Source organism: Pseudomonas sp. UBA5666 (genome assembly GCF_002420785.1).
GTDB classification, from domain to species: Bacteria; Pseudomonadota; Gammaproteobacteria; order Pseudomonadales; family Pseudomonadaceae; genus Aquipseudomonas; species Aquipseudomonas fulva.
The window spans coordinates 180510-191707 of record NZ_DIIQ01000006.1 but is presented as its reverse complement, the minus strand read 5'-3'; the positions used below and the strand labels follow the sequence as shown (position 1 = coordinate 191707).

The window sequence follows — 11198 nt, the reverse complement described above, 5'->3', positions numbered from 1 at the left end:
AAGATCAAGATCAAGATCAAAGGCCAGAGTCGAGTAAGAGCGAGAGCTGGCAGCTGCCTGGCAGCCCCGGCTCAGACCCTACTTGCGCCGCGCGCGTTGCGCCAGATACTCCCGCACCTGCACAGCATCCCCAACAAACTCGATCCGCTCGGCCTTCGCCTCACGCTGATAGGCATACATCGGGTCGTAGTACTCGTTGAGCAGCCCCTCGATCCAACCTCGGTGCAGGTCCACACAGCCACTGCGCAATTGCTCTTCCAAAGCCTGCTCCAGCAGCGCCGTGAGCCGCTGATGGCGCTCTCCGCCCAGGCGCTTGCGGATGTTGGCCATGCTCTGCAGCATGCGCTGCGCGAACAAGTGCAGCCCGGCTTGCTCGCCATGCAGGGCGATGAACTCGGCACTGAGGTCGATGACATAGTCGCGCAGGATGCGCTCGACCCGGCCATCGAAACTGTCCTCCAGCCACACCAGCGGATACTGCTGCATGCCCTGGTACAAAGACAAAGGCACCGTGCAACTGCCAACGATGCGCCCTTCATCCTCCAACACGAATTGGCCGATACCCTGCGCGCGCTTTTTCAGCACATCGATGGCCAGCTGGTTCTCGAAGTCGATCTGGGCCGGTTGCCCGGTGGCGCGTTTGCCAAAGCTCGAACCGCGATGATTGGCATGGCCTTCAAGGTCCAGCACGTTGCCCAGCTGCTGCAACACGTCGGTCTTGCCAGTCCCGGTCAAGCCGCCAACCAGTACGAAATCACACTCGCTGACGGCCTGCTCCGTGGTTTCCAGCAAGTAGTTGCGCATCGCCTTGTAGCCCCCGCTGATACGCGGGTAGCGAATACCGGCTTCATCGCGCAACCATCCCTGGACGATCTGTGAACGCAGGCCACCACGAAAGCAATACAGATAGCCTTCCGGGTGAGCCTGGGTGAAGGCCACCCACGCCTCCAGACGGGCCTGCTTGGTGGCGCCGCCCACCAGTTGATGACCCAAGGCGATGGCGGCAGCCTGGCCCTGCTGCTTGTAGCAGGTGCCCACCTTCTGCCGTTCCAGATCGTTCATCAGGGGCAGGTTGATCACGCCGGGGAAGGCGCCCTTGGCAAACTCGACGGGCGCGCGCATGTCCATCATCGGCACATCGTCGAGGAACAACTGACGGAAATCGGTGCAGTCTGGCCGCATCAGGCGACCTCGACTGCGTGGCTCTGTCGCTCTGCCAGATAGCCGATAGGCGACAGCTGCAAGCCCAGGTCGGCGGCTGCCGCGAGAAATGCGTCTTCACCCTCCGGGGTCACGGCCACAAGCAGCCCGCCGCTGGTCTGCGGATCACACAGCAAGTGCTTCTGATCGTCACTGAGCGCGCCGCTCTTGTGCCCGTAGCTCTCGAAGTTGCGCAGCGTACCCCCCGGAATGCAGCCGGCCGCGAGGTAGTGCTCGACACTCGGCAGGCGGGGCACCTTGGCGTAGTCCAGGTGTGCGGTCAGGCCGCTGCCCTCTGCAAGCTCAACCAGATGGCCGAGCAGGCCGAACCCGGTGACGTCCGTCATGGCCTTGACCCCGTCGAGCTTGCCAAATCGGCTGCCCGGCGTGTTCAGGGTACACATCCAGTCGCGCGCCACGCCTCGATCCTGCTCGCGCAGCACGGCTTTCTTCTCGGCAGTGGTGAGGATGCCGATGCCGAGCGGCTTGGTCAGATACAGGCGGCAGCCCGCCGTGGCGGTGTCGTTGCGCTTGAGATGGCGCTTGCTGACCACGCCGGTTACCGCCAGGCCGAAAATCGGCTCGGGGGCGTCGATGGAATGACCACCAGCAAGCGGGATGCCGGCTTCGGCGCAGACAGCCCGGCCACCGCGGATTACCTCACGAGCAACCTCGGGTGCCAGGACGTTGACCGGCCAGCCCAGGATGGCGATGGCCATCAGTGGATCGCCGCCCATGGCGTAGATATCGCTGATGGCATTGGTTGCCGCGATGCGGCCGAAATCGTAGGGGTCATCGACGATGGGCATGAAGAAGTCGGTGGTCGACACCACCCCGCGCTCCTCGTCCAGGGCATACACGGCGGCATCGTCGCGCGACGCATTGCCGACCCAGAGTTTCGGGTCCAGGGCCTGGGCACCGCTTTCGGCCAGGATGACGTCCAGCACCTTGGGGGATATCTTGCAGCCACAGCCGGCACCGTGGCTGTACTGGGTCAGGCGAATCGGCTCGCTCATGTGTACCTCGGCAGGTCAATTTATCGCCCGATTGTAGCAAAGCTGGTCATTGGGCCTGCGGCTCTTATAATCGTTGGGTCAATGACTTGCATCGAGCTGCAACCTGCACGTCGGCAAGGCAGCGCACATGCGCCGCCTGTTACTGCGCGCAGCCTCGAATTCGCCCCCATTCCCCGCTATTGAACCGGAGAAACCCATGCTCAAACGTCCTATGGCGCTCGCCGCCAGCCTGGTGCTGTCCTGCTGTGCCCTGGCCGTCCAGGCGGCAGAGACACTGCGTGTCAGCGCCATTCCTGACGAGGCGCCCACCGAACTGCAACGCAAGTTCAAACCCCTGGGCGAATACTTGTCCAAACAGTTGGGCATGCAGGTGAAGTTCGTGCCGGTGGCTGACTATCCGGCCGTGGTCGAATCGCTGGCCTCCGATCGGCTGGACCTGGCGTGGCTGGGCGGATTCACGTTCGTGCAGGTGCACCTGAAGGATCCGACGGCCACGCCGCTTGTGCAACGCGAGCAGGACGCCCAGTTCACCTCCAAGTTCATCACTGCCGACCCTGCGGTGAAAAGCCTTGCGGACCTCAAGGGCAAGTCCTTCGCCTTCGGGTCCGTTTCTTCCACGTCCGGTAGCCTGATGCCACGCTACTTCATGCTCAAGCAGGACAACATCAAGCCTGAAGGGTACTTCAGCCGCGTCGCCTATTCCGGTGCCCATGACGCCACCGTGGCCTGGGTGCAGGCTGGCAAGGTCGATGCCGGTGTGCTCAACGCCAGCGTCTGGCAGAAGCTGGTGGACGCCGGCAAGGTCGATACCGCCAAGGTGCGCGTGTTTGCCACGACCCCGACCTATTTCGACTACAACTGGACGGTGCGTGGCAACATGGACCCGGCACTCAAGGAGAAGATCAAACAGGCCTTCCTGAACCTCGACCCTGCCGACCCAGAGCAAAAAGCCATTCTCGACCTGCAGGCGGCCAGCCGCTTCATCGAAACCAAACCGGAAAACTACGCGGGCACCGAGCAGGCCGCCCGCGAGGCCGGCTTGCTCAAGTGACGTCTGCCGTGCCTTCTGAGGCAGTCATCGCGCTGCAAGGTGCAAGCTTGCGGCATGGCGCGGTGCGCGCCGTGGAGGGCGTGACCTTGCGCATCGCGCAGGCTGAGCGCGTCGCGATCATCGGCCCATCGGGGGCCGGCAAGTCCAGCTTGCTGCACCTGATGGCCACGGCGACCAGGCCTAGCAGCGGTCGTCTGGAGGTGCTCGGGCAGCAGCCATGGGCGTTGTCGACAGGGGCCCGGCAGCGCCTGCGGGCCCAGGTAGGCCTGGTTCACCAGGCGCCGCCGCTGCCGCCGCGCCAGCGGGTGGTCACTGCGGTGCTCGCGGGCCGCCTGGGCCAGTGGGGGCTTGGTCGCAGTCTGCTCAACCTGCTGTATCCCTGCGATGTGCCTGGTGCGCGCCAGGCCCTGGCCGAACTGGGTCTTGCAGACAAGCTGTTCGTGCAGTGCGGTCAACTGTCGGGTGGCCAGCTTCAGCGAGTAGGTATTGCGCGGGTGCTTTATCAGCAACCTCGTATCGTGCTTGCCGACGAGCCAGTGTCGGCGATGGACCCAGTATTGGCTGATCACAGCCTGGCGTTGCTCAACCGGCATGCCCAGGCCACTGGTGTGGCGTTGGTGGCCAGCCTGCACGCGGTCGATTTGGCATTGGCCCACTTTCCCCGGGTGATCGGCATTCGCGAAGGGCGCGTGCTGTTCGACTGCCCGGCCCAGGCGGTGACCGACGAGCTGCTGCAGGCGCTGTATGCCAACGAGCAGTTGGAGGCTGGACGTGGTGTTGATGCTACAAGCCCCCACGTGCAGTTGCCCAGATGCTGAGCGCCAGTCGCCGTGATCCGGCAATGGTGCCGAGGGTACTGATCGGGTTGCTGGCCATCGCGGTCCTGTGGCCGGGTATCCAATTGAGCGAGCTCAATCCGGCCGTGCTGTTGCAGGCCGAAAACCGCGAGCAGATGGCACGTTTCACGGGGGCATTCTGGCCACCGACACATGAACGCGACTTTCTCGAGCTATTGCTGGAGGCCACGCTACAGACCTTGGCTGTGGCCACCGCTGGCATGGTACTCGCCTGGCTGCTGGCCGTGCCGGCAGGGTTGCTGGCCAGCCGCGCCTTGTCCCTGAGCGCTGCCTCACGTGGCGGGCGCCCGGGTGTCTGGTCGCGCCTGGTGCGGCTGCCCGTACGGGGGGTGCTGATCTTCCTGCGCAGCGTGCCTGAAATCGTCTGGGCACTGTTGTTCGTGCGCGCCGTAGGCCTGGGGCCCACGGCCGGCGTGCTGGCAATTGCCATTACCTACAGCGGCATGCTGGGCAAGGTGTATGCGGAAATCTTCGAATCGGTGGACCAACGGCCTGCCCACGCCTTGTTGCAGGCGGGCAGTGGACGGCTGGCTGCCTTTTTCTACGGCATCCTGCCCAATGCCGCCAGCGAAGCGGTGTCCTACACGGTCTATCGGTGGGAATGTGCAGTACGGGCATCGGTGGTGATGGGGTTCGTGGGGGCCGGCGGTCTGGGTCAGCAGATCGACCTGTCCATGCGCATGTTCGCTGGCGCCGAGGTCGCCAGCATGTTGCTGACGTTCCTGGTCTTGGTGATGCTTGCCGATGGGCTCAGCCGGTTATTGCGCTGGAAGCTTGCATGAATCGGCTCATCAACCTGGCCCTGTTGGCCGCGCTGCTGGCAGCCATCGTCGGCTCGTTCGCTTACCTGGGGTTGGATTTCGGTGCCTTGATCGGCAACGGTGGGCTGGCCCAGATGGGCCAGTATGCCGGGCGGTTCCTGGCCCCGGACCTGTCCAGCGAGCATCTGCGAGCCGTGGCGCAGGGCGCGTTGGAGACCCTGGCCATGTCTGGCATCAGCACGTTGCTGGCCGCCATCATGGGCCTGTTGCTGGCGCTGCCGGCGGCAGGCCGCTTTGGCTGGCCGCTGCGGGCGCTGGCCCGGTTGCTGCTCAATGCCCTGCGCGCTATTCCGGAGCTGGTATGGGCCGCGCTGACGGTGCTGGCAGCTGGACTGGGACCAAACGCCGGCACCCTGGCGTTGGCGCTGCACACCGCTGGCGTACTGGGACGGCTGTTTGCCGAAGCGCTGGAAAACGCCTCGCCCGAACCTGCAGCAGCCTTACGCCTGCAAGGCGCGGGGCAGGTAGCAGCCTTCTGCTACGGCACCTTGCCCAACCTGTGGCCGCAATTGCTTGCCTACAGTTTGTACCGTTGGGAAAACAACATACGCATGGCCAGTGTACTGGGCTTCGTCGGTGCCGGAGGCTTGGGACAGCTGCTCTACACCACCTTGAGCCTGTTCCAGGAGGCCCAGGCCAGTACGGTGATCATTGGAATGCTGGCGCTGGTGTTTCTGGTCGATGCGCTCAGTGATGTACTGCGCCAACGTTTCGTAAGGGCCTGATCAGGCCAGCGGCCCTGTGACCGCTGCCCGTTCTCAGGCGCTCACCGCCTCGCCCGATTGCGCGCCACGCTGCATCGATTCCAGGTTGCGCTCGATCGTCTCGCAGATGGTATCCATCTGGATCTGGTGTTCGCTGAAGCGGAACGGGCTCTGCAAGTCGGTACCGATGCGCTCGATCGCCAGCAGCATGAAGCCTACAACCGTGGAGGCCAGGGGCGTGAACCATTCCAGCGACTCTACCAGGCCGACCGGTACGATCAGGCAGAACAGCGTGATGAATAACCGAGGGAAATACACATAAGGGTAGGGCAGTGGCGTATTGGCGATGCGCTCCATGCCACCTTGTGCATTGGACAAGTCCACCAGGGTGGACTCAAGGCGAGCCAGACGGATGCTGTCCAGCCGGCCCTCCTGATATTCCCTGGCCAGTAACGCGGCGGAACCACTCAAGATGTCATTGGCAAAATTGTTGGAACCGTGGTGCCGCTCGAATTCTGCCTCAGGGATAAACGCCACCAGCTCTTGTGGGCATTTTTCCCCCTTCAGGTGTGCGGCCAGGCAATTGATATAGGCGATGTGCCGACGCAGCAGGGTCGCCTTGACCGGATTTAATCCATCGTCATGGTCATCGATCAGCGTCAGCGTCTGACGGGCGAAACTGCGGGAACTGTTGACCAGCGCGCCCCACAGGGTACGGGCCTCCCACCAGCGGTTGTAGGCGCTGCTGTTGCGAAAGCTCACCAGCACGACTAGCGCCGAACCCATCAATGAAAGAGGGATCAGGGGCAGAGTGAACTTGCTGTTGAGAAACAGCATGAAATCAATGGTGACCAGCACGTCCCAGATGAGCAGCCAGAACAGTGACCAACCGATGTAGCCGAAGGTTTTCACGACCAGGCGGTATTTGCGGATGATGACGTCTTTCAAATGGCGCACCTTTACGGGTTCAGGACCTTGGATGGGACGCTGAGTCCCGCCGAAGGTTCTGCATGAGGTTGTTGCAACGCGTGTGGGGCTGACAAGTGCTGGCGTGATATCCGAATGGGTGTGTGCATTTCATCCAGACGCGTTTGCCGGCCCGATTTGGATGGTGGCACAATGCCTTGCCTCAGCATGCACATGCTCTGCAGCTGTACCCTGCACCTTCCGCCTTATTTTCTCGGTATCCCGCCATGATCGAGCGCACCGGCACGGGCCTTTCCTTCGCCAAACGCATGTATGCACCACGCGCCATCGGAACCGGCCTCGGCTTTTTTTGTGTATTGATCGGCATTGCGCCATTGCAGCCAGAGTGGTGGGTGTGGGCGCTGTTACTGGCACACGGTTTTGTCTGGCCGCACCTTGCGTTTCAGATAGCCCGGGTTTCTGCCCAGCCCTACAAGACCGAGCAGCGTAACTTGGTGGTCGATGGATTCGCCGGGGGTTGCTGGGCGGGTGCCATGGGGCTCAATCCTTTGCCCAGCGTGATCATCCTGTCGATGATTGCCATGGACAAGATCGCGGCAGGTGGCTGGCCCCTGTTGATCAGAACGGTGATTGCCCAGGGCATCGGCATCGCCTTGGGCCTGTGGCTGTTCGCGCCGCCGCTTTTTCCGGCCACCACGCAGGTGCAGATGCTGGCGTGTCTGCCGATCCTGCTGATCTACCCCATGGCCATTGGCATGATCTGCTATCAGGTGACTGTCCAATTGGGCCAGCATAAACGTGCACTGGCCCGCATGAGCCAGACCGACAGCCTTACGGGCCTGAGCAACCATGGGGCGTGGCAGGAACTGCTGCTGCGCGAATTCGCGCGTTGCCGAGCTAACGCCGGGAGCAGTTGCCTTGCCCTGATCGACGTGGACCACTTCAAACAGGTCAATGATCGTCATGGCCACCAGGTGGGTGACAACATCCTGCGGGTGATCAGTGCCACGCTCTCCTTCCATCTGCGCAAGCACGACCCTGCGGCCCGCTACGGAGGAGACGAATTCTGCGTGATGCTGCCCGATACGACGCCAGGGCAAGCAAGGGATGTGCTGGAGCGGCTGCGCCTGGCCGTGGAGGCGTTCCGCGACCCGGCGCTGCCGCACCTTACCCTGAGCCTGAGTATCGGCATCGCCCCTTATCATGCAGGCATTACCGATGCCCAGGCCTGGCTGCACGCCGCCGATATGGCGTTGTATGCCGCCAAGCGCGCCGGCCGAAATTGCATCGTCCTGGCGCCCCAGGCTTCTGAGCCCGCCTGATCAGGGTTTTGCTGCAACGGCCACGAAGCCCTTGATCGATGTTGGGGCCGCGGGTTTGGACTTGCGCGCCAGCATGTACTGGTAGCGCCGCCATTCCTTGTCGATCTCGCTGAAGGACATGAACACACTGACCCGGTCCTTGCCCACCAGGTCCGGTCGTCTGATGGCATCGATGCCGCTGGTAGGGATGATGGCGATGTTGATCCCTACCACGCTACCGTCATCGGCGAATACCGGGCCGCCAGACATCCCTTTGGTGATCGGCCCGTCGTGCACCGAATAGAACACGCTGCCAGGGGTGCCATCGAGCCGGACCAGTGACGAGAGCGCGTGGCCCTTGCCTTGTACGGGCATCATCAAGCTGTTGTAGCCCACTGCCGTGACCGTTTCTCCAGGCATATATTGTCGCCAGTGCGGTATTTCGCTGGCTTTGTGCTTGAAGAACACCACATCGCCTAGTCCTTCGTGGACCACGTTGCGCAGGAAAGGCGTGTGTTTGGCGGTGACGGCATAATCTGCGTTCCACTGGATGGCGCTTGCCATCAGCAGCATGGGCAGCGGTGCCCCGGACGTCACCACGAAAGCTTGACTGTAGACCGGGTCTGAAACGTAGGACGTTGGCACTCCATTGCACCCACTTAGCAGCATCATTGCCGCCATACAGGGCGCGGTTGTTTTCATTGGTCACACGAGGGGGGAGGGGATTGAGAGGAGCCGCACTATGGCTAAATGCCATCAGCTAGGCAATACGTTCGGCTTTTATCCGACGAAGTGAGGGTAGGCGGCGGGTATGGCCACTGGCCAATAGCATTGCTGCATGGTCAGTCACCAGCAAATCAATGGGCTGGCGCCAAGCAAATGTGCTGCACTGAATGGTTTTTTCGGCGCAAAAAAAAAGCCGACCATTTAAGGTCGGCTTTTTCGGATTTGGTGCCCCGAGGGAGACTCGAACTCCCACTCCTTTCGAAAACGGATTTTGAATCCGCCGCGTCTACCAATTCCGCCATCAGGGCGTGGCGCGCAGTATAGAGAGGTGCCGTCGGTCGGTCAATCGTCTTTCATGGTCAATTTTCATTCGTTGGGCTAAACTTCCCGGCCCTGCCGAACCGAACATCATCATGCGCGTTGCCGATTTCTCCTTCGAACTTCCCGATTCCCTGATCGCCCGCCATCCGTTGGCCGAGCGCCATGGCAGCCGCCTGCTGGTGCTCGACGGGCCAAGCGGTGCACGCGAGCACCGGCAATTCCCCGACCTGCTGGGCTATCTGCGCCCGGGTGACCTGATGGTGTTCAACAACACCCGGGTCATTCCGGCGCGGCTGTTCGGTCAGAAAGCCTCCGGCGGCAAGCTCGAAGTGTTGGTCGAGCGTGTGCTCGACAGCCACCGTGTGCTGGCCCATGTGCGGGCGAGCAAGGCGCCCAAGGTAGGGGCGGTCATTTTGGTGGACGGTGGCGGTGAAGCTGAAATGGTTGCGCGCCACGACACCTTGTTCGAGCTGCGTTTCACCGAAGAGGTATTGCCGCTGCTCGACCGCGTCGGCCACATGCCGCTGCCGCCCTACATCGATCGCCCTGACGAAGGTGCGGACCGGGAGCGCTACCAGACGGTCTACGCCGAGAAGGCAGGCGCTGTCGCCGCGCCTACCGCAGGCCTGCATTTCGACGAGGCGCTGCTCGAGCAGATCGCCGCCAAAGGGGTGGAGCGCGCGTTCGTCACCCTGCACGTGGGCGCCGGTACCTTCCAGCCGGTGCGGGTCGACAAGATTGAAGATCACCACATGCATAAAGAGTGGCTCGAAGTGAGCCAGGATGTGGTCGACGCCATCGAGGCCTGCCGTGCCCGCGGCGGGCGCGTGATCGCCGTGGGCACCACCAGTGTGCGCTCGCTCGAAAGCGCCGCCCGCGATGGCCAGCTCAAGCCCTTCAGCGGTGACACCGATATCTTCATCTACCCCGGCCGCCCATTCCACGTGGTCGATGCGCTGGTTACCAACTTCCATCTGCCTGAGTCCACGCTGCTGATGCTGGTCTCGGCCTTCGCCGGTTACCCCGAGACCATGGCTGCCTACGCGGCGGCGGTCGAGCAGGGGTACCGCTTCTTCAGTTACGGTGATGCCATGTTCATCACCCGCAATCCGGCGCCTCGCGGGCCCGAGGAGCAAGCATGAGTCGCACCTGCCGAATGTCCTTCGAACTGCTGGCCACCGACGGCAAGGCCCGTCGTGGCCGCATCACCTTCCCCCGTGGCACGGTCGAAACCCCGGCGTTCATGCCGGTGGGCACCTATGGCACGGTCAAGGGCATGTTGCCCCGTGACATCGAGGCCATTGGTGCCGAGATGATCCTGGGCAACACCTTCCACCTGTGGCTGCGCCCAGGTACCGAGGTGATCAAGAAGCACAACGGGCTGCACGACTTCATGCAGTGGAAAGGCCCGATTCTCACCGATTCCGGTGGCTTCCAGGTCTTCAGCCTGGGCGCCATGCGCAAAATCAAGGAAGAAGGCGTGACCTTCGCCTCTCCCGTGGACGGCTCCAAGGTGTTCATGGGCCCGGAAGAATCCATGCAGGTGCAACGTGATCTGGGTTCGGACGTGGTGATGATCTTCGATGAGTGCACCCCGTACCCTGCCGAGCACGACATCGCCCGTACGTCCATGGAGCTGTCGCTGCGCTGGGCCCAGCGCTCGAAGAACGCCCATGCCGACAACACCGCCGCGCTGTTCGGCATCGTTCAGGGCGGCATGTACCAGGACCTGCGCATGCGCTCCCTGGAAGGGCTTGAGAACATCGGCTTCGACGGCCTGGCCATCGGCGGCCTGTCGGTGGGTGAGCCCAAGCACGAGATGATCAAGGTGCTGGACTACTTGCCCGAGCAGATGCCGGCTGACAAACCTCGTTACCTTATGGGGGTAGGCAAACCGGAGGATCTCGTTGAGGGTGTGCGCCGCGGCGTCGATATGTTCGACTGCGTGATGCCTACGCGCAACGCGCGCAACGGCCACCTGTTCGTCGACACCGGGGTGATCAAGATCCGCAACGCGTTCCATCGCCATGATGAATCGCCACTGGATCCGACCTGTGACTGCTACACCTGCAGCAACTTCTCCCGCGCCTATCTGCATCACCTGGACAAGTGTGGCGAAATGCTCAGCAGCATGTTGAATACCATCCATAATTTGCGCCATTACCAGCGTTTGATGGCCGGTTTACGCGAGGCTATTCAACAAGGTAAATTGGCCGCCTTCGTCGACGCCTTCTACGCCAAGCGCGGGCTTGTTGTACCGCCCTTGGACTGACT

Annotated in this window: 11 protein-coding genes and 1 tRNA gene; 7 read left to right on the top strand and 5 right to left on the bottom strand. The window is 62.4% G+C overall.

The window, feature by feature from the left end:
• Nucleotides 1-78 precede the first annotated feature (78 nt).
• Together mnmH and selD are read right to left on the bottom strand one after the other, a co-directional pair.
• Nucleotides 79-1182 (bottom strand): tRNA 2-selenouridine(34) synthase MnmH, encoded by a 1104-nt coding sequence (gene mnmH, locus B2Y33_RS04940; protein WP_027913657.1) that lies wholly within the window; start codon nt 1180-1182, stop codon nt 79-81.
• Nucleotides 1182-2216 (bottom strand): selenide, water dikinase SelD, encoded by a 1035-nt coding sequence (gene selD / locus B2Y33_RS04935; RefSeq protein ID WP_206405482.1) that lies wholly within the window; start codon nt 2214-2216, stop codon nt 1182-1184. The genes mnmH and selD overlap by 1 nt, the downstream gene beginning before the upstream one ends.
• Before the next feature lie 196 nt (nt 2217-2412).
• On the opposite strand from selD, the gene B2Y33_RS04930 reads away from it, so the two are divergent.
• Genes B2Y33_RS04930 through phnE form a run of 4 tightly spaced genes read left to right on the top strand, consistent with a single transcriptional unit; the run spans nt 2413 to nt 5670 of the window.
• Nucleotides 2413-3267 carry a putative selenate ABC transporter substrate-binding protein gene (locus tag B2Y33_RS04930; protein WP_027913659.1) on the top strand — a complete coding sequence of 285 codons (855 nt, stop codon included), beginning with the start codon at nt 2413-2415 and terminating at the stop codon, nt 3265-3267.
• Nucleotides 3268-3275: 8 nt separating this feature from the next.
• A complete protein-coding gene (locus B2Y33_RS04925; protein WP_050587301.1) occupies nt 3276-4085 on the top strand; it encodes a phosphonate ABC transporter ATP-binding protein in 810 nt (269 codons plus the stop codon).
• On the top strand, nt 4079-4906 hold the full coding sequence (locus B2Y33_RS04920) for a PhnE/PtxC family ABC transporter permease (RefSeq protein WP_206405481.1): 828 nt from the start codon (nt 4079-4081) through the stop codon (nt 4904-4906). Before B2Y33_RS04925 ends, B2Y33_RS04920 begins: the two co-directional genes overlap by 7 nt.
• Complete coding sequence (gene phnE, locus B2Y33_RS04915; protein ID WP_027913662.1) at nt 4903-5670, top strand: phosphonate ABC transporter, permease protein PhnE; 768 nt, start codon at nt 4903-4905, stop codon at nt 5668-5670. The genes B2Y33_RS04920 and phnE overlap by 4 nt, the downstream gene beginning before the upstream one ends.
• Nucleotides 5671-5703: 33 nt before the next feature.
• Here phnE and B2Y33_RS04910 read toward each other — a convergent pair whose 3' ends face one another.
• Nucleotides 5704-6597, bottom strand: a complete 894-nt coding sequence (locus tag B2Y33_RS04910) for a bestrophin family protein (RefSeq protein WP_088523099.1) — start codon at nt 6595-6597, stop codon at nt 5704-5706.
• A gap of 245 nt (nt 6598-6842) precedes the next feature.
• On the opposite strand from B2Y33_RS04910, the gene B2Y33_RS04905 reads away from it, so the two are divergent.
• Nucleotides 6843-7898: a diguanylate cyclase gene (locus B2Y33_RS04905; RefSeq protein WP_027913664.1), complete on the top strand. Its 1056-nt coding sequence runs from the start codon at nt 6843-6845 to the stop codon at nt 7896-7898.
• Here B2Y33_RS04905 and B2Y33_RS04900 read toward each other — a convergent pair whose 3' ends face one another.
• Both B2Y33_RS04900 and B2Y33_RS04895 read right to left on the bottom strand, forming a co-directional pair.
• On the bottom strand, nt 7899-8546 hold the full coding sequence (locus B2Y33_RS04900; protein ID WP_027913665.1) for a trypsin-like peptidase domain-containing protein: 648 nt from the start codon (nt 8544-8546) through the stop codon (nt 7899-7901). It abuts the gene before it with no gap.
• A gap of 280 nt (nt 8547-8826) precedes the next feature.
• A tRNA-Leu gene (locus B2Y33_RS04895) sits at nt 8827-8911 on the bottom strand.
• A gap of 105 nt (nt 8912-9016) precedes the next feature.
• Here B2Y33_RS04895 and queA point away from each other — a divergent pair.
• Both queA and tgt read left to right on the top strand, forming a co-directional pair.
• Nucleotides 9017-10066: a tRNA preQ1(34) S-adenosylmethionine ribosyltransferase-isomerase QueA gene (gene queA / locus B2Y33_RS04890; RefSeq protein ID WP_027913679.1), complete on the top strand. Its 1050-nt coding sequence runs from the start codon at nt 9017-9019 to the stop codon at nt 10064-10066.
• Between the two features lie 14 nt (nt 10067-10080).
• The gene (tgt, locus tag B2Y33_RS04885) at nt 10081-11196 is read left to right on the top strand and encodes a tRNA guanosine(34) transglycosylase Tgt (protein WP_161780411.1); all 1116 of its coding nucleotides are present in this window, start codon (nt 10081-10083) and stop codon (nt 11194-11196) included.
• Nucleotides 11197-11198 lie beyond the last annotated feature (2 nt).

Bases quoted from the DNA above. Each gene is read 5' to 3' on its own strand.
- mnmH (WP_027913657.1), bottom strand. From the start codon at position 1,182: ATGCGGCCAGACTGCACCGATTTCCGTCAGTTGTTCCTCGACGATGTG.
- selD (WP_206405482.1), bottom strand. From the start codon at position 2,216: ATGAGCGAGCCGATTCGCCTGACCCAGTACAGCCACGGTGCCGGCTGT.
- B2Y33_RS04930 (WP_027913659.1), top strand. From the start codon at position 2,413: ATGCTCAAACGTCCTATGGCGCTCGCCGCCAGCCTGGTGCTGTCCTGC.
- B2Y33_RS04920 (WP_206405481.1), top strand. From the start codon at position 4,079: ATGCTGAGCGCCAGTCGCCGTGATCCGGCAATGGTGCCGAGGGTACTG.
- phnE (WP_027913662.1), top strand. From the start codon at position 4,903: ATGAATCGGCTCATCAACCTGGCCCTGTTGGCCGCGCTGCTGGCAGCC.
- B2Y33_RS04905 (WP_027913664.1), top strand. From the start codon at position 6,843: ATGATCGAGCGCACCGGCACGGGCCTTTCCTTCGCCAAACGCATGTAT.
- B2Y33_RS04900 (WP_027913665.1), bottom strand. From the start codon at position 8,546: ATGCTGCTAAGTGGGTGCAATGGAGTGCCAACGTCCTACGTTTCAGAC.
- queA (WP_027913679.1), top strand. From the start codon at position 9,017: ATGCGCGTTGCCGATTTCTCCTTCGAACTTCCCGATTCCCTGATCGCC.
- tgt (WP_161780411.1), top strand. From the start codon at position 10,081: ATGTCCTTCGAACTGCTGGCCACCGACGGCAAGGCCCGTCGTGGCCGC.